The following is a 22,188-nucleotide window of genomic DNA, read 5'->3' on the forward strand; positions in this document are numbered from 1 at the left end:
AGATTGTTTTAACATATTAAATTTATTTCTAAACAATTAAATGTTGATAAGGCTCAATCTTTCTAACGATGACTATCTCATATCTATTTCTTATTTTTGCATTTCCTTATAAAAAACAATGGATAATTTTAGAAGACCCCAACGCCCAAAAGAAAATAACGAATTTGTATTTGGTATTAGGGCCGTAATCGAAGCTATAAAAGCAGGTCGTGATATCGAAACCATTTATTTGCAACGTGGCTTGGCTGGCGATTTATTTACTGAATTAAAAACACTTTTAAATGGCACATTAATTCCATTAAGCTCAGTTCCAGTTGAAAAATTGAACCGGATGACTCAAAAAAACCATCAAGGTGTTATTGCAGTCATTTCTCCAATTACTTACCAAAATATTGAAGATATAATTCCATCCGTTTTCGAAAAGGGAGAAATTCCATTAATTTTAATATTAGATAGCATTACCGATGTAAGGAATATGGGTGCTATTGCTAGAACTGCTGCTTGTGTAGGGGTTCACGCCATTGTAGTTCCCTTAAAAAATGCTGCGCAAATTAATGCTGATGCTATAAAAACTTCGGCAGGAGCACTGTTTAGCATCCCAATCTGCAGACACTCGAATTTACATAAAACCTGTCTATTTCTTCAGGATAGTGGATTACAAATTGTGGCGTGTACCGAAAAAACAAACGATTTAATTTATGTACCAGACTACACTTTACCTACAGCAATTATAATGGGCTCAGAAGATGAAGGAATTTCAAATGAATTGTTAAGAGTAGCAAATTACCTCGCTAAAATACCAATGGCTGGGAAAATCGAATCATTAAACGTTTCTGTTTCAGCTGGAGTAATTTTGTATGAGGCGGTTAGACAGCGGCAATAGTATTGAGATATGAGTATTGCCTAGTGGGACTGGGTACATATAACATGCTGAACAGCCATTTTGCAATTGGAAAACTCTAGGTTAACACTTAATTAAATCTCAATACTAAATAAACTTATTCCCAAATTTGGCTTTCACATCTGCAGTAATATTTTTTACATTTTGCTCCTCAGAACGCGGACAAATCAGTAAAATATTATTCGATTCTACCACGATATAATCATGTAAACCCTGAAGTATAACTAGCTTATCTTTAGGAACATTCACCATACAATTAGACGAATCGTACATCATCACTTTTTTACTTGGAATAACGGCATTTCCTACATAGTCTTTATCAGCCATTTCATAAATAGATGCCCATGTGCCCAAATCAGACCATCCAAAATCTGCTGGTAAGATATATACGTTGTCTGCCTTTTCCATAATGGCAAAATCGATGGATATATTTGTGCATTGGAGATAAGCATTGGCAATAAATGCCTCTTCATTTGGCGTATTGTAAAAAACTTTACCTTGCTGAAAAATTTCGAACATATCAGGTAAATGTTTTTCAAAAGCCCTATTAATTGCTTTTGCCGACCAAATAAAAATACCGGCATTCCAAAGAAAATCGCCACTTTGTATAAAAGATTGCGCCAAGTCTACATTGGGTTTTTCAGTAAACGTTTTAACTTTATGGATAGCTTCATCAGTTTTCAGCACCCCATCTTCATATTGAATATAACCATAACCAGTATCGGGTCGATTCGGTTTAATGCCTAACGTAAGTAGGCATTTGTTTTCAGCTGCAGCTTTTAGCGACTGATTAATAGCCATTATAAACCCATCTTGATTAGCAATGGTATGATCGGAAGGTGCAACTACAATTACAGCATTTGGGTTAATCTCAGCTATCTTCATCGAACCATAAGCAATACAAGGAGCCGTATTACGCATAATTGGCTCGGCCAAGATTTGGTTCGGGCTTAAACCCGGAATTTGGGTTTTTATTAAGTCGACATAAATTTCATTGGTAACAATAAAAATATTCTCTGGTGGACAAATATTTGCAAATCGATCGTAAGTGCTTTGAATTAACGTTTTTCCTACACCAAAAAAATCTATAAACTGTTTCGGAAATTCTGTTCTACTTACTGGCCAAAACCGACTTCCAACACCACCAGCCATTATTAGTGCGTAATTATTTTTATTCATTCCTACAAAGATAATTTTATTTAAATAATACCTTCATCTAAAAGGTCATGTAAATGTATCATTCCGCAATAAGTCTGATCATCCATAACTAATAATTGAGTAATATTGTTTTTTTTTATCGTTTCTAATGCCAATAAAGCCAGTTCTTCCTTATCTATTTTTTTTGGATTAGGATTCATTAAATCTGAAGCTTTAATATGCGCTAAATTAGACTGTTTTTCAAGCATTCTCCTAATATCGCCATCTGTGATTATGCCCAATACTTTTTCATCTTCTAGTACAACAACAGCACCCATTCTGTTTTTACTAATTTCTGTAATGACGTCCTTAATAGGAGCAGAAGGAGAAATAATAGGCCTTTTATTCTTTACTGCAAGATCGCCTGCCTTTAGGTATAATCTTTTTCCCAAAGAACCACCCGGATGGTACCTTGCAAAATCTTCGGTATTAAAATCTCTCGCTTCCAATAAACAAATGGCTAAGGCATCGCCCATGGCCAACTGAGCAGTTGTACTCGTAGTGGGGGCCAAGTTATGTGGACAAGCTTCTTTTTCTACACTTGTATTCAGGATAAAATCTGCCGAACGTGCCAAATGAGAATCTACTTTCCCTAGCATTCCAATCAACAGATTTCCAGACTGTTTTAATAAGGGTGCTAATAATTTAATTTCTGGAGTGTTTCCACTCTTCGATAAACAAATTACAATATCATGTTGTTGAATCATCCCTAAATCGCCGTGAACAGCATCAGCAGCGTGCATAAAAATAGCAGGAGTGCCTGTAGAATTAAATGTAGCTACGATCTTTTGTGCAATAATGGCACTTTTCCCAATTCCAGTAACAATTACTCGTCCTTTATTCTCTAATATTGCATTAACAACAGCAACAAAATCGTCGTTAATATGAGGTATTAAATTCAAAATTGCTTCAGATTCGAGCCTAAATGTAGCAACTGCTATTTCGATTATAGATTTTTTACTTTTCAAAGAGAAAATTATTAGTATATTAATGCTTTAATTCATGCAAAATTATGTTATTTTGAACAATAATAGCACAGAATATTTGATACAAAAAATGGACGTGAAAAAGTCGTTGTTTGATAATTTACAAACTTTCTTCGGTTTTGATAATTTTAAGGGTGATCAAGAGCCGATAATTACAAATATATTGGAGGGTAAGAATACATTTGTAATTATGCCTACAGGCGGAGGAAAGTCGATATGTTACCAACTACCTGCGTTAATGAGTGAGGGTACAGCCATTGTAATTTCACCGTTAATCGCATTAATGAAAAACCAAGTTGACCAGTTAAGAGCATTTGGAGGAAGTGATAGCATTGCACATTTCCTAAATTCATCATTAAATAAAGCAGAAATTACGCAGGTTAAGAGTGATTTGTTGGGTGGACAGACAAAATTGCTCTATGTTGCCCCCGAATCACTAGCAAAGTTAGAAAATATAGAATTCTTACGTTTATTAAAAATTTCATTTGTAGCGGTTGATGAAGCACATTGTATATCAGAATGGGGGCACGATTTTAGACCCGAATACCGCAAAATAAGACAGGTAATTAGTGGTTTAGGAGAAGAAATTCCAATTATTGCATTAACGGCAACCGCCACCCCGAAGGTACAGCAAGATATTATTAAGAACTTGCAAATGACCGATGCAACCTTGTTTAAATCGTCGTTTAATAGACCAAATCTTTTTTACGAAATCAGACCCAAAAAGGATGTAATAAAAGAGATTATTCGCTATATAAAATATAATACCGGAAAATCGGGAATTATCTATTGCTTAAGTCGTAAAAAAGTTGAAGAAGTAGCAGAGAGCCTCAATTTAAATGGAATAAAAGCGCTGCCTTACCATGCTGGTTTAGAACCTAAAGTTCGTGCCGATACACAAGATAAGTTCTTAATGGAAGATGTAGAGGTAATAGTGGCCACCATTGCTTTTGGAATGGGAATTGATAAGCCAGATGTTCGTTTTGTAATTCATCACGATATTCCGAAAAGCATGGAAGGCTATTACCAGGAAACCGGCAGGGCAGGACGTGATGGGGGTGAGGGGGTTTGCTTGGCTTTTTATGCGCAAAAAGATGTTGATAAACTGGCTAAGTTTATGAAAGATAAACCTGTTTCGGAACGCGAAATTGGTACCCAGATATTAAAAGAGGTAATTGATTATGCCGAATCAGGTGTGTGCCGAAGAAAGCAAATTCTTCATTACTTTGGCGAGAACTTTAATGAAACGGGTTGTAATTGCATGTGCGATAATTGCAAGAAACCTAAACAATATTTCGATGCTGAATCCCAATTATTAACCTTCTTAAAATTAATTCTTTCTACTGGCGAGAAATTTGACGATACACACTTGTTAAATATTTTTATGGGTAGCGAGACTGCTCAAACTATAGCATACGAGCAAAACAAGCTTCCTGAGTTTGGAATGGGAAAAGAAGATGGAGAAATTTTATGGAAATCATTAGTTAGACAAGCCATACTCAATAATTTTGTGTCAAAAGACATCGATAATTATGGTTTATTAAGGTTAACCACTATCGGAAATGACTTTATCGAAAATCCTTACAGTTTAAAATTCATTTTAAATGAACTCATTGAGGGTGTAGGAGATGAAGATGAGGATGATGTAAAACAAGGTTCTGGCGCACTCGATACACAATTATTAGGTTTATTAAAGGACCTAAGAAAAAAAATTGCTAAACAAAAAAATGTTCCTCCTTTCGTAGTGTTTCAAGATCCATCATTAGAAGAAATGTGTACACATTATCCGATTGCAATGGATGAATTAAAGCAAATTTCTGGCGTTGGAAATGGGAAAGCACTTAAATTCGGCGCACCATTTATTGAATTGATTAAAAAATATGTTGAGGATAACGACATTGAGCGTCCAATTGACCTTGTAATTAAAACCCAAGCTAACAAATCGGCCTTAAAAGTGTCGATTATTCAAAATATAGATCGACAAATTGGCTTAGAAGACATTGCAAAATCAAAAGGTATAACGTACTCAGAAATATTGAAAGAAGTAGAAGCCATTGTAAACTCAGGTACCAAGCTTAATCTCTCTTATTTTGTAGATGAATTGATCGATGAGGACAGACAAGATGAAGTTTTCGATTATTTTAAGGCTGCAGATAGCGACTCAATTGATGAAGCATTAAGCGATTTGGGAGAAAGTGACTACACCAGAGAAGAAATACAATTAATGCGCATTAAATTCATGTCAGAATTTGGAAATTAACATTAAAGAAAGATGCTAAGTATAGATAAACTTCAACACCAAAATTCTAATAATTTCTTTTTAATGGCAGGGCCATGTGCCATTGAGGGCGAAGATATTGCTTTTCGAATTGCCGAAAAAATTTTAACTATAACCGATAAACTTAAGATACCTTTTATATTTAAAGGATCTTATCGAAAGGCGAATCGAAGCAAAGGAAGTTCTTTTACTGGCATTGGTGATGAGAAAGCATTAAAAATTTTAGAAAAAATAGGTCAAACTTTTAATGTTCCAACAGTTACCGACATTCATGAAAGTAATGAAGCCGCAATGGCGGCGGCTTATGTAGACGTTTTACAAATTCCTGCCTTCTTATGTCGACAAACCGATTTATTAATCGCTGCCGCTCAGACGGGAAAAGTGGTAAATGTAAAAAAAGGTCAATTTCTTTCTGCAGGTTCTATGAAGTTTGCAGTCGAAAAAATCGTCGATTCAGGCAACAATAGGGTAATCTTAACGGATAGAGGTAACACTTTTGGCTATCAAGATTTAATTGTAGATTATCGTGGTTTACCTGAAATGCAAAGTTTTGGTGTGCCTGTAGTGATGGATTGCACCCATTCGCTGCAACAACCAAATCAAACTAGTGGGGTAACCGGAGGTAAACCCGAATTAATTACAACGATAGCGAAGGCGGCAATTGCTGTGGGTGCTGATGGTTTATTTATCGAAACCCATCCCGACCCGGCTAATGCTAAATCTGATGGCGCTAATATGCTTAATTTAGCCCTGCTCGAAGATTTGTTGGTTAAGTTAATAAGAGTGCGTCAAGCAGTTATTTAAATGTCTAAATCAACAATTTTCCTAACTGCCGAATGGCGAAAATTGGCGCTAGCCAACTATAGTATAGATAAAGAAATTCTACTAAAATATCTCCCAACTTTCACAGAATTAGACGATTGGAATGGGAAATATTATGTGAGTTTAGTGGGATTCATGTTTTTAAACACGAAATTATTAGGGATTAAAGTTCCCTTTCATGATAATTTCGAAGAAGTTAACCTTAGATTTTATGTAAAATATAATGATAACGGGGTTTGGAAAAGAGGTGCAGTCTTTATCAAAGAAATTGTTCCTATGCCAGCAATAACACTTGTGGCAAATACCATTTATAAAGAAAAGTACCAAACATGCACCATGAAGCATAATTGGCAACTGAAAGAAGATCAATTTGAAATCGCCTATTCGTGGAAAGTTAAAAATTGGAATACCTTTACCGTAGTGTCGGCTACAAAAAGCGAAGCTATAAAAGAAAATAGTGATGAAGAATTTATTACCGAACATTATTGGGGTTACACCAAAATTAATAGTTATAAATCTTCAGAATATGAAGTATAACATCCCCGCTGGGAGATATACCCTATAAAAAGTTATAAAATCGATGTAGACTTTAAACAGAACTATGGGGAAGATTTTAGTTTTCTCAATAGCTGTGAACCTCAATCGGTTATGCTCGCAGAAGGATCTGAAATACGTGTAATGAAGGGGAAAAAGCTAACGCATTAAACCCTGTCATGGTCGGCTCGCCAATCTACTATGGCTTGCTTAATTTCTTTTGACGATAATTTATCAAATAGTGTACGATCTACTAAAGCTACAAATTCTTCATCGCTAGCAAATCGTAAGGCTAAAATCTGGCTCATTCTTAACTTAGCAGGAAGCATTTTTCCTGATAAGATATAATAACGCAATCGCTCATCTGCCCTTGCGGCACGGTCCTGAACTTTTAAAGCAAACATTCTAGCGAATGCAGCTACTATAGCTATTAGAAAAAATGAACAAACCATTAATCCATGCAATACATCCTGATTTTCTATAAATAAATCGATAGCCACCCAAATCGCAGCGATCATTAATGGAACAGTAATAAAGTGATATGTAATGCTGTATCTCTTGTGGTTTTTAAAGTTTTGTATCATATTAAATTTTTGTAATTATAAATTCTGTTCTTCTATTTTGATGTCTTCCCTCTTCTGTGGTGTTATCGGCTCTTGGTTTTGTAGATCCGTATCCCTTGTACCTTAACCTTTTTGCAGCAATTCCATTATTAATTAGATAATTGTAGACTTCCTTAGCCCTATTTTCAGAGAGTTTCTCGTTAAATTTGCTTTCTCCACTGCTATCGGTATGTCCTTGAATTTCAATGCTAATTTTATCGTTTGAAGTTAAAAAGTCGAGCAGTAAATTTAACTCAGCCATTGAAGTTGGCAACAATTCGAATTTGTTTGATTCGAAGAAAATATTAGAAAGGGCAGCATTCGCCCCTAATTTTATTTTATCCAAATAAAGTGCTACTTCAAATGGCTTATTCGTTTCCGAAACCTCTTTTAAATCGTAATGCCTCGAATAAAATAAATAGCCTGGAGCATCAACATCAAACGAATAGGTAGTTCCTATTGGTAACACCGTTAAAAAATCACCGGTTTCGGCCGAGGTAATATCATTAAATAGCGCCAAATCAGTTTTTAAATCGATTACCACAATGCTAGCTTCCAAAAGTTCATTCGTTTCTTTATCCCTAACTACGCCTTTCACATAGGTAACTGGCATGGGTTTAGCGATTTCTGGTAATTTAAAGCGATAAATATCGAGTTCGCCAAAGCCACCTTCTAAATTCGAAGAAAATAGTCCCTCTGTTCCATCGGCACTTACAATTAAGCCGGTTTCTTCATTAAAAGTATTAATTGGATACCCCAAATTTTGTGGATTGCTCCACTTATCATTTTCTAATTTGCTAAAGAAAATATCCTTATTTCCCATTCCTGGCCAGCCATCCGACGAAAAATATAAGGTTTTACCGTCTGAATGCATAAAAGGCGTACTTTCGTCGAATGGGGTATTAATTGCTGGACCTAAGTTAACTGGCAGATTCCATCTCGATTCATCATTTAAAGTACTTTTCCAAATGTCGTATCCTCCGATACCTCCAGGTCTATTGCTTACAAAGTAAAGTGTATTCCCGTCTGGACTAATCGATGGCTGCGATTCCCAGTACTCTGAGTTAATGGTTGTGCCTAAATTGATGGCCTTTCCCCATTTATTTCCTTCCTTGCGAGATAAATAGATATCACAGCGACCTAAACCATCAGGGCGATTGCAACCTGTGAAAAACAAGTATTTTCCATCTGGGGAAATAGACTGTGCACCTTCATTAAACATCGGTGTGTTGATGTTTGAACTAAGTGGTTCTGCTTTTTGCCATTTTCCATCTTTCTTTTTTGAGGTATAGAAATCTTCGTTTCCCTGTACTACTCTCGAGAAAATGATCGTTTCCCCATCGGCTGTTAACGCTGGAAAATAATCGCGATATTCACTATTTACGTTAAAACCCATGTTTATAGGTTCGTAATTTGTAGGTGATTTTATAGCGTTGATCGCAAAATCACAATCTAGCAGGTACTTCTTAGTTTTTAACAGAAAATCGGCATCCTGACCTTGATATTTTGACTGAAATTCCAATAAACTTGCTTTTGCTTCTCCGTAATTACCAATTAGTAGTTCACTTTCTGCTAACACAAAGTAAATTCGAGTTTCTACAGTAACATGTGCAGATAAAATGGCTTTTTTATAATTTTCAATTGCTTTTGGGAACTGCCTAATTTTTCGATATACATCACCAAGTTGGATGTAAGCTGCTTGAAACTTCGGATCGGCTTTAATGGCTTGATCTAAATATTTAATTCCTTCATCGTACGCACTTTGCCGTAAAAACTGCTGCGCATCTTCATAGCTTTCCTGAGCTCTCTTTATGGTTGAATTTTGAGCGTTTGCTTGAAGTGTAATGCAAAACAAAAGAAATACGAAAAATTTATTCATTATAGTCTTTCAACGCTTATCGATGAACTAATGTAGATAAATTTTAAGGAATATTTAAGAATTTATGCGTTTGCAGGGAGATTTCCCACTTCGGATTTGCCATTACGTACTCTACAATTAATGGCGTTATTTCTTTTGCCTTCGACCATTCGGGCTGCAAATACAGTTTACAAGTTGGCGAAACCGATTCTGCATACTTTTCTGCCCATTCAAAATCACTTTTATTAAATACGATCACTTTTAGTTCATTTGCAAAAGGAGTGATGTCGGGCCGGGGTGCCTTAAATTTTTTAGGCGATAAGCAAATCCAATCCCATGTGCCCGAAAGGGGGTAAGCACCTGAAGTTTCAATAAAGGTTAATATATTTTTTGCTTGCAACTTCTGCGTGAGATAATCCAAATTGTATATTAAAGGTTCGCCACCAGTTACCACAACCGCTTTGCCAGGAAAAGAATCAGCTTTTTCTACGATATCGTCTACCGAAGTAAGCGCATGCAATTCTGCATCCCAACTTTCTTTTACATCACACCAGTGACAGCCCACATCGCAGCCCCCTAAACGGACAAAGTATGCCGCTTTACCGGTATTAAATCCTTCTCCCTGTATCGTATAAAATTCTTCCATCAACGGAAGCAATGTGCCATTCTCTGGTATTATATGTGCCATAAACTAATTCACAAAGATACTAAAATGTAGGGGTATATAGTGATATTGTGTATCTTGCTTGCTAATATTTGACGGTTAATTGATCATGAAGTGGTTCAAAATTGATGTTGCTATACCTGACGATGAATTTGTAGGTCAGGTTTTTATAAATGGAAAGAAACTATGTTTGGTAAAAAGTCAAGATAAAATTCATGTTATACAAAATACCTGCCCACATGCAGGTGGCCTATTAAGTGGAGGATGGTGTAAGGAAGGACATATCGTTTGCCCGGTTCATCGCTGGGAATATAGCTTAGCAACGGGTAGGGGTGCCGAGGGACAAGGAGATTACATCACCATTTACCCTACAGAAATAAGAGAAGATGGTATTTATGTAGGCTTTAAGGAAGCGCTTTGGAAGCGCTTTTTTAAATAATTTAACCTCGCAGGTTCGGAACCTGCGAGGTTAAATTTCAGCTATAAATCTCTTTCTTCGCAGAAGCTAAGGTGTTTTTTAAGAGACCCACGATAGTCATCAAACCAACGCCACCTGGTACAGGAGTAATCCACGACGATTTTGGGCCCACATTATCAAAGTCTACATCACCATATAATTTGTAACCTGATTTAGTTTCAGTAGATGTTTCTCTATTTATACCAACATCAATAATAATTGCGCCTGGTTTTACCATATCTGCAGTTACGAAATTTTTACGCCCAATGGCTGCAACGATAATATCGGCCTGTAAAACCATTTCTTTCAAATTATGCGTTTTACTGTGGGTTAATGTTACGGTGCAATTACCCGGATTTGCATTTCGTGCCATTAAAATACTCATCGGACTTCCTACAATATTACTACGCCCAACCACCACACAATGTTTACCAGTGGTATCAATATCATAAGCTTTAAGCATCAAAAGAATACCGTATGGAGTTGCCGGAATGAAGCATGGTAAATTACGCATCATCCTGCCCAAGTTTACTGGGTGAAAGCCATCAACATCTTTGCGATAATCTATGGCTTCAGTAACTTTTTCGGGATCGATATGCTTTGGTAAGGGTAATTGTACAATTAATCCATCAACACCCGCATCTTGGTTAACTTCTTCAATTTTAGCCAAAAGTTCAGCTTCAGTTACAGATATGTCGTATCTAATTAAAGAAGATAGAAAACCTACTTTTTCGCAGTTTTTCATTTTGCTGGCTACATACGTTTCGCTTCCTCCATCATTACCAACCAATATGGCAACTAAATGGGGCTTACGGCCATTTTCTCTTAAAAATGCTGCTGCTTCTTCAGCAATTTCAGTTTTTATCTTTTCTGAAGCGAATTTTCCGTCGAGTAGGTTCATTTAGGTTTAGTCTAATTTTAATACCGCCATAAAAGCTGTCTGGGGAATTTCAACATTTCCTACTTGGCGCATACGTTTTTTACCTTTTTTCTGTTTTTCGAGTAGTTTTCGTTTACGCGAAATATCTCCACCATAACATTTGGCCGTTACATCTTTGCGCAACGCACTTAAAGTTTCGCGGGCAATTACTTTTGCGCCAATAGAAGCTTGGATTTTAATCTCGAATTGCTGACGAGGAATTAATTCCCTTAATTTCTCGCAGATTTTTTTACCAAAATCATACGCATTGCTTCTGTGAATTAAAGACGATAAAGCATCTACTGGTTCTTCATTCAATAACAGATCCAAGCGTACTAAATCAGATTTACGGTAACCGATCTGATGATAATCAAATGAAGCATATCCTTTAGAGAGGGTTTTTAACTTGTCATAAAAGTCGAATACAATCTCGCCCATAGGCATTTCAAAAACCAATTCAACACGGTCAGATGTTAAATAAGATTGATTTGTAATCGTTCCTCTTTTTTGAATACAAAGCGACATAATTGGGCCAACAAAATCTGCCTTGGTAATAATATTCGCTTTGATAAATGGCTCTTCAACCGAATCTAACTTACTAGGATCAGGTAAATCAGATGGGTTGTTAACGGTAATTTCGTCACCTTTAGTGGTATAAGCTATATAAGATACGTTGGGAACAGTGGTAATCACGGTCATGTCGAACTCGCGCTCTAAACGCTCTTGGATAATCTCCATGTGCAACATGCCCAAAAATCCGCATCTAAAGCCAAAGCCTAGTGCCGCTGAACTTTCTGGTTCGAAAACAATCGAAGCATCGTTTAATTGCAGCTTGTGCATGGCTTCTCTCAATTCTTCAAACTCATCGGTATCTACCGGATAGATACCTGCAAATACCATGGGTTTCACTTCTTCAAAACCTTGGATAGCCTCTAATGAGGGTCTACCAACCGTGGTAATGGTATCGCCAACCTTCACCTCTCGGGCTTCTTTAATGCCTGAAATAATATAACCTACATCACCGGTTTTAACAATGTTTCGGGGCGACATGTCTAATTTTAAAATTCCAACCTCGTCTGCCAAATACTCTTTACCCGTATTAATAAATTTAACTTTATCCCCTTTTTTTATTTCGCCATTTACTACCTTATAATAGGCAATAATTCCTCTAAAGGAATTAAAAACACTATCAAAAATTAAGGCTTGTAATGGAGCTTCTGGATCGCCAACTGGCGATGGAACACGATCTACAATGGCTTGTAAAATTTCGGGTATACCCATTCCGGTTTTACCCGAAGCTGGGATAATTTCTTCTCGCTTACAACCAATTAAATCGATTATTTGATCTTTTACTTCCTCAGGCATTGCACCTGGTAAATCCATCTTATTTAAGATAGGAATAATCTCCAAATCGTGCTCTAAAGCTAAATAAAGATTAGAAATGGTTTGAGCCTGAATGCCTTGAGATGCATCAACAATTAATAAAGCACCTTCGCAAGCCGCAATAGAACGCGAAACTTCGTAAGAAAAATCGACGTGCCCAGGTGTATCAATTAAGTTAAACACATATTCTTGCCCGTCTATGGCATAGTTCATTTGAATAGCGTGACTTTTAATGGTAATCCCACGTTCTCGCTCTAAATCCATATTATCAAGCAATTGTGCTTGGGCTTCGCGTTTCGAAATGGTGGCGGTATATTCTAATAACCTATCGGCCAAGGTGCTTTTGCCGTGGTCTATATGTGCAATAATGCAAAAATTACGTATGTGCTTCATCTTTGGTGCAAAGATAGGTTTTTTACAGTAAGATGGAAAGCGGAAAATAGAAGAGCAAATAGAAACATTATTTACAACAATAAAAGATTTATAAGTGGTATTAATTGCGATGAAGATGACCTATTAAAATAAAAAACGATGTCGAAATTTTTAGCAATTTCCCCAATAGCAACGATTTCGGCAATATTCTCTGTTTTATTTTGCGAAAATGCTTGAGGTGTAAGGAATATACTTAAAAAAATAAAAGATATAGTCCTAAAGTTAGTTAACCCCATTCCATTTAATGGTTAACGGACAAGAAGAAAATCAGAAGATCAAACGTTAGAAATGATATAATTTAGGGTGTTTTTACGGTAAAAATATGGGGATTTTCCCGTTGCTATTCTGCTTTTAAAAGTCTAACTTTAATTTTAAGTTAATAAAATATCGCTCCTAAATAGAAATCACTAAGCAAATCTTAATCTATTTAACCTATGAAGAACATAAAATTAATGACATCGTTAGCGATGCTCTTGCTATTCCCATTGATTAGCAATGGCCAAACCATGCAAGAGGTAGAATTGAATAAAATCGCACAGGTTTCTCCAGATGCCGCTGCCTTGGGGAAGTACGGTGAATATCCTGTGGGGCTGTATACGGGAATTCCGAGTATCAATATTCCCTTTTATGAAATAAATAGTGGAAGAATAAAAATTCCAATTGGTATTTCGTACAATGCGGGTGGTATTAAGGTTGAAGAGATTGCCTCGTCTGTTGGTTTGGGCTGGGCGTTAAATGCAGGAGGTGTGATTACGAGGTCGGTTAGGGGGGCTCCAGATGAAATCGCTCCGCCAGGTGAGGCGAGTTTCTTTAGTACTACAAAAACGGTAGACAGCATGAAAACGCTGATTAACACAGCTGCGCCAGGGGTAGGTGATATGTTAAAGAAAATAGTTGGTTCAAAATTAGATGCAGAACCCGATATTTTCTATTTCAATTTTGGAGGGCAATCTGGTAAATTTATGTATCATCAAAATGATGGAAAGTTCTACAGCCTTCCCTTCAGTAAATTAAAAATAGAATTCACCGCTTCTTTTGGAGGCGTAACCTCTTTTACCATAACCGACGAAAATGGCATCATTTACACCTTTGGGGAAATGGAAATTAGCACCAGGGGTATTACTGCTACGGTAAGTACCACAACTGCTTGGTACCTAAGTACAATTGTAGACCCATTAACAAGTAGAACGGTTAGTTTTTCGTATAACCACAACGTAATTAGTTACCAAACCTTTAGCTCGGTGGCCCATTATTATAACCCAGCAATAAGTGAAGAGATTAGTCATAAACAAAATATAGACCATAGCATTACCAAAATCAACGAAATCAATTTTAATACAGGAAAAGTAAAATTTTTTAGAAACCTTTCTAGGTGTGATCTGCCTGGCGACTCTGCGGTAACTGAAGTTAAAGTGTACGACATCGACAACCAGTTGATTAAAGATTTTGATTTGAACTACGAATATTTCTATAATGGCGGCTCTACTACTACATGTATTTCTCCAACAGCTGCTTACGAAGCTAGGTTAAAGCTATTGTCGGTAAGTGAGTACTCGGTTGATGGAAACCATAACCACCCTGAAACGCATGCTTTTGAGTATAATTCTGGCTTAACTTCTAGACTATCGTTTGGACAAGATCATTGGGGATATTATAATGGTGCAGATGGGAATAGTAATTTATATCCACCAATGCAATATGTGATTTCTTCGGGTTCAGTTGTTAATTTACCCGGTGGTTATAGAGAAGTTAATCCAACCTATGCCATAGCTGGTAGCCTTAATAAAATTACCTATCCAACTAAAGGGTATACCACATTTGAGTTAGAGAGTAACACATCGAGCTCATTAGAAGCACCCATAATCCCCAAACCAACGGGTATCGATATCCCTATTGGATCTTCAGATTATGCCGAAGGAGAATTTACAATGCTTGGTAATTGTAACGGAATTATTAACGTATCCGTTTTAGGTTTCGACCCCTTCTATCTTCCAGGTGGATACCCTGGCTTATGGATCAAGGTGAGTTATGAAAATACAGATACACATGCTACAGGTACTATTTATTGGGTAGGCGACGGACGGCCAGATACCCTAGATCCCCTTTCGTTTGCATTACCGAATGGGAATTATAAAATCATTATCGACTGCGTTGGAAACCCTTACCCCGATTCATACCAAAATACTTACGTTCATCTTACTTGGGATAGTTGTTTGCCCATTACGGATATGGAGGCTAATAATAGGCCAGTAGGAGGCATTCGGATAAAGAAAATCAAAAATTACGATGAGAATAATAGTCTCACCACGATGAAGTATTACAAATATGTAAAAGAAGAAAACCAAGCTTTCTCTAGTGGTCAATCACGTTTTTATCCTCGCTACTTTAGCTACGTTAGCTATACGCCAGATGTGACTTCGGTTGAACCTAAGTTGTGTATAAAACGATCTTCGCAGTCTAATTACCCCTTAGTTGATGATATTGGTAAAAGTGTTGGTTATAGTAATGTAATTGAATTAAATGGTGAAGATGATACGAATGGATATACACAATATAAATTTACTAATTATAGTGAGTATCCCGATATCGAAATGATGAACCTTAGTTCGAGCTTACCGGTTAGTTTTCAATGGCAACGTGGTTTGGAAACCGAACGCAAAGTTTTTAAGTTTAATGGTAGCAGCAATGAACTTATACAGTCTGTGGTAAATGAATATGATACCACTTTGCTGGGTAACCAAAAGAAAACCTTTGAAGGCATTAGAGGTATATTTAAATACACTTACGATGATGTAGATGTAGATTGGCCTGGAGAAGATTATTATTTTTTGGGTGCTATCGCTACAAATTATGAATATTACCCTGCTTTTTCTGATTTTATATACCTTAAGAAAACAACAAGTAGAACTTATAATGGTGGCAATTATGTTGAAACGATTAAAAATTACACCTACAATACTAGAAATCTTAAACCGACAGTCGAAACCCTTTCTACAAGCGATGGACAGCAGCTCGGCGTAGTTACCAAGTATCCATTAGATTATACGGTTACGGGCGCTACCCATCCCGATAGCCAATCGATTTTGAAACTACAAGACTTAAATACGGTTAATTTACCAATAGAGCAGTATAGTTATAAAGTATTGCCGAGTACAGATAAGCGATTAACCGGGGCAAATTATTACTCGTACCGATCTGATTATGGCTTGTTGGACAGCATTTTCTCCTATAACCTACCGAATTCGGCGGTATTAAATTATAGTGGTTTAACTGCAACAGCAAGTACATTTAGTAAAGCAGCCGCATACGAGCCGAACGTTATTTTTAATGAATACGATATTTATAATAATGGGGTGAACCTGCTGCAACAAAAGAAAGCAGACGGGCCAACATTGTCTTATTTGTACGATTATAGTTTTGCTTATCCAGTTGCAGAAGTATCTGGTGCGGTTCAAAACGATATTGCCTACACCTCTTTCGAAGCGCAAGGAAAAGGCAATTGGATTTATAGTGGAACTAGCGTTGTTGATGCTACAGCACCAACTGGAAAATATGCCTATAGTTTAACACCTTCAACAACCGTAGTTAAAACGGGTTTAAGCTCAGGTACTACTTATTTATTATCCTACTGGGCAAAAAATAGTTCATCAGCTACGCTCAGTGGAACAACAGCCACTATTGTAGATGCGAAAAATGGTTGGAGCCGATACGAATGCTTTGTAACCGGAGTAACAGCTGTAACCCTTTCGGGAACGGTAGCTATTGATGAACTACGACTCCATCCAAAAGGGACGCTAATGACAACTTCTACCTATAATCCATTAGTAGGGATAAGCAGTAAAACAGATGCTAAAGGGATGACTACGTACTACGAATACGACGAACATAAGCGACTAAGCGTAATTAAAGATCAAAATGGCAACATTTTGAAAACCTATACCTATCACTTTAAACCTTAAAAGCGAAGCAGATGAAATTCAATATATATATAAGTCTCTTGGCCTTATGGTTAACTGGCTTAAATGTAGCGGCACAAAGCCCTACCAGTAGCAAAAATTATATACTCGAAACCACTGTTAAAGCGGGCAATAAAAAAACAACTTCAGCATTGGTGGGCCTCCCGGTCGATTCGGCCAACCGTATGATCAATTATTTCGACGGTTTGGGGAGACCTATCCAAAGCGTACAATGGCAAGGGAGTCCGTTACAAAAAGACCTTGTACAACACTTTGCTTACGATGCCTTTGGTAGAGAAGAAAAGAAATACCAGCCTTATGCCGAGCAAAGTAGCGCTGATGCCAGTTTTAAAACCTCCGTAACCACTAATCTAGCTAATTTTTATAGCACAGGAAGTAGCTGGGATGCTAACATCGCAAAAACGCTATATCCATTTAGCCAAACGGTGTTCGAGAAATCACCATTAAACCGGGTACTTGAACAAGGCGCACCAGGTGCCATATGGCAACCTGCAGGTAGTAGAACCAGCAGTGCTGGAAGAACATTAGTTCAGGCTTACGAAAGTAACCTCGCTAGCGAAGTTCGATTGTGGGTGGTAGATGCCAGTGGCGCGTCTGGTAGCGGCTATTATCCTTCAGGAAAATTGTACAAAACCATTAGTAAAGACGAGAACTGGACCACCGGAAAGATCGGTACCAGCGAAGAATTTAAAGATATGGAAGGTAGGGTAGTGCTTAAACGGGTTTGGGAAACCGAAAGCCTTTCCCTGGATACGTATTATGTGTACGACGACCTTGGGCTGTTGCGCTATGTAATTCCGCCTGCGGTAACGGTTACCAGTTTTATCGAGGCGGATGCGGTATTCGACCAGTATATCTACGGTTACCATTACGATGGGCGCAAGCGGCTTATCGAGAAGAAGATCCCCGGCAAGGGTTGGGAATATATGGTGTACAACCGGCTTGATCAGGCTATCCTTACCCAGGATGCCAACCAGCGTGGCAATTACCAGTGGACCTTTACCAAGTACGATTCCATGGGCAGGACGGTGCTCACCGGATTTTACCAGGATGCTTCATCCCGTGCCACCCTGCAGACAAGTATATCTGCCATCACCTCCCCACTTTGGGAGATACGGGATAATGGTATAGCTACGGGCTATAGCAATGTGTCGTACCCCACTACTTCGATAACCGCTTATTTAACGGCGAGTTTTTACGATGATTATGATTTTCTGGGGATTGGGGCTGCCATACCTCCCTCTGTGCTGGTGAGTGCAAAGGTTAAGGGGCTGCTTACCGGCACCAGGGTTTACCAGAGCGATGGCACAGTGCCTCGTTGGACTGTCTATTACTACGATGGAGAGGGCCGTGCACGAGAAACTGTTGCCGAGAACCATTTGGGCGGTGCCGACCGTACCGAGAGCACCTACAACTTTGCCGGCGAGCTAACGGCAAGCTTGCGAACCCATGTAGCGTTGGGCAGTACCACCACCATTTCCACTGCCTATGTTTACGATCACGCCGGTCGCAGGTTGAATGCCAAGGAGAACATCAACAGCCATGGAGAGGTGGTGTTGAACAAGCTCAGCTACGATGAGATCGGGCAGCTGAAACAGAAACAGCTGCACAGTGAAGATTCCGGAGTCAGCTACCTGCAAAGCACGAAATATGCCCGCAATGAACGAGGCTGGCTAAAGAGCAGTATCAGCAATGAGTTCGGTATGAAACTGGGCTATGATACCTTAAGCTACCCACAGTACAACGGCAACATCAGCGCACAACTATGGGGTACGGCGGGCAGCTATCCCAACCGCTTCGATTATACCTACGACAGGCTTAACCGGTTGACCAGCGGCATCAGTACGGGCATTGCCATGAGCGAGGTGATTACCTATGATGTGATGGGCAATATGACCACCCTGTCACGCGACGGGGGCACGGCACATCCGTATTTTTATACGGGCAACCGGCTCAACCATGTCGATGCGGTTACCAATCCCTATTCGTACGACCAGAACGGGAATACCACCATCGATGGGCGGATGAACCTTACCCAGACCTATACCCATCTGAACCAGCTTAAGCATGCCACCACCACGGGACTGAACGTATACTATACCTATAATGCCCTTGGCACCAAGCTGAGGCGCGAGGTGTTGACTACCGGGAGTGTGATAACCGATTATGTGGACGGGATCCAATATACCAATGGAGCGATAGACTTTATCCGGACCGAAGAGGGTAGGGCAAGGAACAGCAGTGGTACCTATGTTTACGAATACGACCTGACCGACCACCTGGGCAATGTGCGGTACACTTTCGATAAGAACGCAGGGGTGTTGCGGAAGCTTCAGGCCGACGACTATTACCCTTTTGGCTTAAGAAAAGTTGCAACTGTTGGCAATAATGATTATCTTTATAACAGCAAGGAGTTGCAAACGGAGCTTGGGAAGTATGATTATAGCGCAAGGTTCTATGATCCAATAATTGGTAGGTGGAACAGCGTAGATCCGATGGCGGAGAAGATGATGAGTTGGTCACCATATACGTATGCATTCAATAATCCTATAAGGTTTATTGATGTTGGGGGTGAATATCCATGGCCTGTTACCGTTAGGTCGTTTATTTCTACACCAACTACTGCAGGGGGTCGATTTTATGGGGATGGAAGAGGGCCCTCATTTGTTGGGACTTCACGGGTAGAATCATCCTTTATTGTAGATCCTACTCAGGGTAATGTTTCGCAACCTATATCACGTAGTGATCCTACGATCTTTTACGGTATGGGTATGACTGGGCAATTAGGATACCTACCTCCAGATGTGGGAGTCGGTACTCCTTCCGGTTCGAACGATAACATGAGATTTTCAAATGGAACAGCCTCATTTGACTTTAGCCATACAGGAAAAGATCCCCTTACTCCGGGATTTCTTACTCCGGCATTAGATGTGCAGGCTGGTCTTACTTTAAAGGAAAATTTAGAGAAAGGTATATTGTCAATTAGCGGTTCATTTACAGGAGATACTTTCCCAAGCACAGAAGCTTTTATTACTGATCAATCAGGTAAAGGCAAATTGTTTTTGGGAGCTCAAATGGAAAAAGGGGGCATAAAAGATTTGTTTTTCAATAATAAGAAGCCAATGTTCAAAGTGAATATGCAGATTTACTTTGATAAGGATGGTAACTTTACGGGTGTTCGACAAGGGAAGACTAATTATACTGTGGATGAATGGAATAAGAAAGTACAGGAGGAATTTAACAGATGAAAACATTAGGTTTATTATTGGTAGCTTTTATCTTACTAGGCTGTGACAAAGGTGAGAAAGAAATAGTTGTTGTTCCTCGAAATTACACGGGCCTTATTCTGATCATTTATGATCAGCCCAATGGTGCAGATCCTGTTTTTCAAGATGGGAAACGGGTGTATGAAATACCTTCAAACGGTATCTTAAAAACTAAATTTTCACCCAATCCGGGATGGATAGGACTTACAGAGTTCTATTATGAAAGTATTTCGCCTGAAAATAAAATACTCTTTAAACTAGATCCAAGAATTATACCCGCAGACACCGTTGTAGCAAGTGGTGGTACAGCCGGCAGTATAAAAAAGGAAGCGGGAGGAAAAGAATATATAAGATTCTTGGAGTATTATGTCGGTAATAAAGATCAGATAAGTGTTGCTCGGGAGCAAGTTCCGAAATTGGATATAATTAAACTGGCACAGTAACTAATAAAGCCCAATCAATCCAATGCGTTATACCGATCCTGACGGGAACGCGCCAACTGATATTATTTTAAGAGGAGCGGGAAACTCCAGTGTAACGATAAAGACAGAACTTATCGATATAGAAGTTAATGCCAGTTCTTTAGGAGTTAATTTTGGAGGTAATTATACACTACAGGGGGATGATATTTTACAAGCTGGTTTAGATGTCGTAGGTATATTTGATCCAACAGGTATCGCAGATGGTGTCAATGCTGGTATTTCTGCTAAAAAAGGTGATTGGTTAAATGCAGGAATAAGTGCCATGGGTGTTATCCCGCTGGCAGGAGATTTGGCAAAAGCAGGTAAAATTGAGAAAGATGTAAAAATTATCAGTAATGCTGTTGAGGCTGTAAAAACTGAAGCTAAGGTAGAGAAGTCTATTGTGAAGTCAGCTGAAGCAGGTTCTCAAAAGCTATCAAAAGTTGAGAAAAGCAAGACAGTAGAAAATATCGGCGACAAGTTTACAAAGAAAACCGAAGTAAGGCCAGGTAAAGGCCCTGGTCAATCAAGAGCTGAATATAGTACGTATAAAAATAAAGAAGGTAAGACTGTAAAGACTTACAAAGATAGTTATGATAGAGGTAATAAATATCAGGGTCGTAAGCCTTTAAGAGGCGGCCCAGAGGGCAGAGAACAATAAAATGATAAATATGAAGCTAAGTCAATTAAGATCTTTTTTGGAACAAAAACTTGGAATCGAAAACTTTAGAAAAGGTATTGACAAAGAAGTTACAGGATATAAAAATCAGCTTTCAAAAAAAGGGGCTAGTTCGGAGGTTCTGTTAGAAGCCGACATTGATTTGTATTTAACTAAGGCACACATGTCGGAATTATGTAGTCATTATTTAAATGATGAATTATCAGAGTATGAGGTATATTATATAATAGATGCTTTATTATTATCTGAAAACGTATCTTTTGAAAACGAGAAGCTTTTAGAACTTACGGAAACAATGACAGACCCACCCGTAAACGGAGCTGTGACTAAGTCAGTGGCGAAAGAAGTTCTTGATTATTGTTTATCTTAAATTATTAGCAGGAGCTTTGCTGATAAAGCAATAGGCTGCATATCTATTTATGCAGCCTATTGTTGTTTTTATACCTGCAAGTTGTGTTTTTGTACGTACATCCCGCCTTCGGCTGGACTGACGTATAAAACTATCTTGCCTTCGCTTGGGGGCGAAGGAAGAAAACCCTGCGCAACTTAGGGTTTTACTGCAATGGCGGAGCTTGTGCTACTTAAAGGGCGAAGGCTTTTTTTGTTTTTTTATAGGCCAGTGCCATATCGATCAGGTAATAGACTTTATCCTTTTCTTCACTGGGCAGGGCTTCAATGGAGTTGCTACCTTTGAGTAGGGACATTTATAGAGCAGCTTCTCTTTCTTTCTCTTCATCATCTGTTCATCTTGAACTGGGGCCAAGTAACCTGG

The 22,188-nt window shown here is 38.4% G+C and carries 18 protein-coding genes; 10 read left to right on the plus strand and 8 right to left on the minus strand.

The window, feature by feature from the left end; genetic code table 11:
* Positions 1 to 118 precede the first annotated feature (118 nt).
* Entirely contained in the window at positions 119 to 883 is a 765-nt protein-coding gene (gene rlmB / locus WG904_RS16330; protein WP_339580405.1) for a 23S rRNA (guanosine(2251)-2'-O)-methyltransferase RlmB, read from the plus strand.
* A gap of 105 nt (positions 884 to 988) precedes the next feature.
* Here the strand turns inward: rlmB and WG904_RS16335 are convergent, their stop codons facing one another.
* Together WG904_RS16335 and WG904_RS16340 are read right to left on the minus strand one after the other, a co-directional pair.
* Positions 989 to 2,080 carry a mannose-1-phosphate guanylyltransferase gene (locus WG904_RS16335; RefSeq protein ID WP_339580406.1) on the minus strand — a complete coding sequence of 364 codons (1,092 nt, stop codon included), beginning with the start codon at positions 2,078 to 2,080 and terminating at the stop codon, positions 989 to 991.
* A gap of 20 nt (positions 2,081 to 2,100) precedes the next feature.
* Positions 2,101 to 3,066 carry a KpsF/GutQ family sugar-phosphate isomerase gene (locus WG904_RS16340; RefSeq protein ID WP_339580407.1) on the minus strand — a complete coding sequence of 322 codons (966 nt, stop codon included), beginning with the start codon at positions 3,064 to 3,066 and terminating at the stop codon, positions 2,101 to 2,103.
* An 88-nt stretch (positions 3,067 to 3,154) separates the two neighbouring features.
* Between WG904_RS16340 and recQ the strand changes: the two genes are divergently transcribed.
* From recQ to WG904_RS16355, 3 genes are read left to right on the plus strand one after another with little or no spacing between them, the layout of a single operon-like run.
* Positions 3,155 to 5,344, plus strand: coding sequence for a DNA helicase RecQ (recQ, locus tag WG904_RS16345; protein ID WP_339580513.1), 2,190 nt, complete (start codon positions 3,155 to 3,157; stop codon positions 5,342 to 5,344).
* Between the two features lie 12 nt (positions 5,345 to 5,356).
* On the plus strand, positions 5,357 to 6,166 hold the full coding sequence (gene kdsA / locus WG904_RS16350; protein WP_339580408.1) for a 3-deoxy-8-phosphooctulonate synthase: 810 nt from the start codon (positions 5,357 to 5,359) through the stop codon (positions 6,164 to 6,166).
* Positions 6,167 to 6,721, plus strand: coding sequence for a YqjF family protein (locus WG904_RS16355; protein WP_339580409.1), 555 nt, complete (start codon positions 6,167 to 6,169; stop codon positions 6,719 to 6,721).
* 164 nt (positions 6,722 to 6,885) lie between these two features.
* Here WG904_RS16355 and WG904_RS16360 read toward each other — a convergent pair whose 3' ends face one another.
* From WG904_RS16360 to WG904_RS16370, 3 genes are read right to left on the minus strand one after another with little or no spacing between them, the layout of a single operon-like run.
* Positions 6,886 to 7,302: a DUF6526 family protein gene (locus WG904_RS16360; RefSeq protein WP_339580410.1), complete on the minus strand. Its 417-nt coding sequence runs from the start codon at positions 7,300 to 7,302 to the stop codon at positions 6,886 to 6,888.
* A 1-nt stretch (position 7,303) separates the two neighbouring features.
* On the minus strand, positions 7,304 to 9,199 hold the full coding sequence (locus WG904_RS16365) for an OmpA family protein (RefSeq protein ID WP_339580411.1): 1,896 nt from the start codon (positions 9,197 to 9,199) through the stop codon (positions 7,304 to 7,306).
* A gap of 43 nt (positions 9,200 to 9,242) precedes the next feature.
* A complete protein-coding gene (locus tag WG904_RS16370; protein ID WP_339580412.1) occupies positions 9,243 to 9,866 on the minus strand; it encodes a 7-carboxy-7-deazaguanine synthase QueE in 624 nt (207 codons plus the stop codon).
* Positions 9,867 to 9,951: 85 nt separating this feature from the next.
* Between WG904_RS16370 and WG904_RS16375 the strand changes: the two genes are divergently transcribed.
* Positions 9,952 to 10,281, plus strand: a complete 330-nt coding sequence (locus tag WG904_RS16375) for a Rieske (2Fe-2S) protein (RefSeq protein ID WP_339580413.1) — start codon at positions 9,952 to 9,954, stop codon at positions 10,279 to 10,281.
* 37 nt (positions 10,282 to 10,318) lie between these two features.
* Here the strand turns inward: WG904_RS16375 and WG904_RS16380 are convergent, their stop codons facing one another.
* Positions 10,319 to 11,200, minus strand: coding sequence for a bifunctional 5,10-methylenetetrahydrofolate dehydrogenase/5,10-methenyltetrahydrofolate cyclohydrolase (locus WG904_RS16380; protein WP_339580414.1), 882 nt, complete (start codon positions 11,198 to 11,200; stop codon positions 10,319 to 10,321).
* A gap of 6 nt (positions 11,201 to 11,206) precedes the next feature.
* On the minus strand, positions 11,207 to 12,994 hold the full coding sequence (gene lepA, locus WG904_RS16385) for a translation elongation factor 4 (protein ID WP_339580415.1): 1,788 nt from the start codon (positions 12,992 to 12,994) through the stop codon (positions 11,207 to 11,209).
* Between the two features lie 473 nt (positions 12,995 to 13,467).
* Here lepA and WG904_RS16390 point away from each other — a divergent pair, with 473 nt between their 5' ends.
* Genes WG904_RS16390 through WG904_RS16410 form a run of 5 tightly spaced genes read left to right on the plus strand, consistent with a single transcriptional unit; the run spans position 13,468 to position 21,786 of the window.
* Positions 13,468 to 16,992 (plus strand): RHS repeat domain-containing protein, encoded by a 3,525-nt coding sequence (locus tag WG904_RS16390; RefSeq protein ID WP_339580416.1) that lies wholly within the window; start codon positions 13,468 to 13,470, stop codon positions 16,990 to 16,992.
* An 11-nt stretch (positions 16,993 to 17,003) separates the two neighbouring features.
* Positions 17,004 to 20,258: a DUF6443 domain-containing protein gene (locus tag WG904_RS16395; protein ID WP_339580417.1), complete on the plus strand. Its 3,255-nt coding sequence runs from the start codon at positions 17,004 to 17,006 to the stop codon at positions 20,256 to 20,258.
* A complete protein-coding gene (locus tag WG904_RS16400; protein WP_339580418.1) occupies positions 20,255 to 20,719 on the plus strand; it encodes a DUF6843 domain-containing protein in 465 nt (154 codons plus the stop codon). Before WG904_RS16395 ends, WG904_RS16400 begins: the two co-directional genes overlap by 4 nt.
* A 22-nt stretch (positions 20,720 to 20,741) precedes the next feature.
* Positions 20,742 to 21,398, plus strand: a complete 657-nt coding sequence (locus WG904_RS16405) for a hypothetical protein (protein ID WP_339580419.1) — start codon at positions 20,742 to 20,744, stop codon at positions 21,396 to 21,398.
* 10 nt (positions 21,399 to 21,408) lie between these two features.
* Positions 21,409 to 21,786 (plus strand): hypothetical protein, encoded by a 378-nt coding sequence (locus WG904_RS16410; RefSeq protein WP_339580420.1) that lies wholly within the window; start codon positions 21,409 to 21,411, stop codon positions 21,784 to 21,786.
* Between the two features lie 211 nt (positions 21,787 to 21,997).
* Here WG904_RS16410 and WG904_RS16415 read toward each other — a convergent pair whose 3' ends face one another.
* A complete protein-coding gene (locus tag WG904_RS16415) occupies positions 21,998 to 22,120 on the minus strand; it encodes a hypothetical protein (RefSeq protein ID WP_339580421.1) in 123 nt (40 codons plus the stop codon).
* Positions 22,121 to 22,188: the final 68 nt, after the last annotated feature.

Source organism: Pedobacter anseongensis, from assembly GCF_037482965.1.
In the GTDB taxonomy this organism is placed as follows: Bacteria; Bacteroidota; Bacteroidia; order Sphingobacteriales; family Sphingobacteriaceae; genus Pedobacter; species Pedobacter anseongensis.

What these genes read in the sequence shown, in the direction of transcription:
- rlmB (WP_339580405.1), top strand. Translation starts at nt 119, where the DNA reads ATGGATAATTTTAGAAGACCCCAACGCCCAAAAGAAAATAACGAATTT.
- WG904_RS16335 (WP_339580406.1), bottom strand. Translation starts at nt 2,080, where the DNA reads ATGAATAAAAATAATTACGCACTAATAATGGCTGGTGGTGTTGGAAGT.
- recQ (WP_339580513.1), top strand. Translation starts at nt 3,155, where the DNA reads ATGGACGTGAAAAAGTCGTTGTTTGATAATTTACAAACTTTCTTCGGT.
- kdsA (WP_339580408.1), top strand. Translation starts at nt 5,357, where the DNA reads ATGCTAAGTATAGATAAACTTCAACACCAAAATTCTAATAATTTCTTT.
- WG904_RS16355 (WP_339580409.1), top strand. Translation starts at nt 6,167, where the DNA reads ATGTCTAAATCAACAATTTTCCTAACTGCCGAATGGCGAAAATTGGCG.
- WG904_RS16360 (WP_339580410.1), bottom strand. Translation starts at nt 7,302, where the DNA reads ATGATACAAAACTTTAAAAACCACAAGAGATACAGCATTACATATCAC.
- WG904_RS16365 (WP_339580411.1), bottom strand. Translation starts at nt 9,199, where the DNA reads ATGAATAAATTTTTCGTATTTCTTTTGTTTTGCATTACACTTCAAGCA.
- WG904_RS16370 (WP_339580412.1), bottom strand. Translation starts at nt 9,866, where the DNA reads ATGGCACATATAATACCAGAGAATGGCACATTGCTTCCGTTGATGGAA.
- WG904_RS16375 (WP_339580413.1), top strand. Translation starts at nt 9,952, where the DNA reads ATGAAGTGGTTCAAAATTGATGTTGCTATACCTGACGATGAATTTGTA.
- WG904_RS16380 (WP_339580414.1), bottom strand. Translation starts at nt 11,200, where the DNA reads ATGAACCTACTCGACGGAAAATTCGCTTCAGAAAAGATAAAAACTGAA.
- lepA (WP_339580415.1), bottom strand. Translation starts at nt 12,994, where the DNA reads ATGAAGCACATACGTAATTTTTGCATTATTGCACATATAGACCACGGC.
- WG904_RS16390 (WP_339580416.1), top strand. Translation starts at nt 13,468, where the DNA reads ATGAAGAACATAAAATTAATGACATCGTTAGCGATGCTCTTGCTATTC.
- WG904_RS16395 (WP_339580417.1), top strand. Translation starts at nt 17,004, where the DNA reads ATGAAATTCAATATATATATAAGTCTCTTGGCCTTATGGTTAACTGGC.
- WG904_RS16400 (WP_339580418.1), top strand. Translation starts at nt 20,255, where the DNA reads ATGAAAACATTAGGTTTATTATTGGTAGCTTTTATCTTACTAGGCTGT.
- WG904_RS16405 (WP_339580419.1), top strand. Translation starts at nt 20,742, where the DNA reads ATGCGTTATACCGATCCTGACGGGAACGCGCCAACTGATATTATTTTA.
- WG904_RS16410 (WP_339580420.1), top strand. Translation starts at nt 21,409, where the DNA reads ATGAAGCTAAGTCAATTAAGATCTTTTTTGGAACAAAAACTTGGAATC.
- WG904_RS16415 (WP_339580421.1), bottom strand. Translation starts at nt 22,120, where the DNA reads ATGTCCCTACTCAAAGGTAGCAACTCCATTGAAGCCCTGCCCAGTGAA.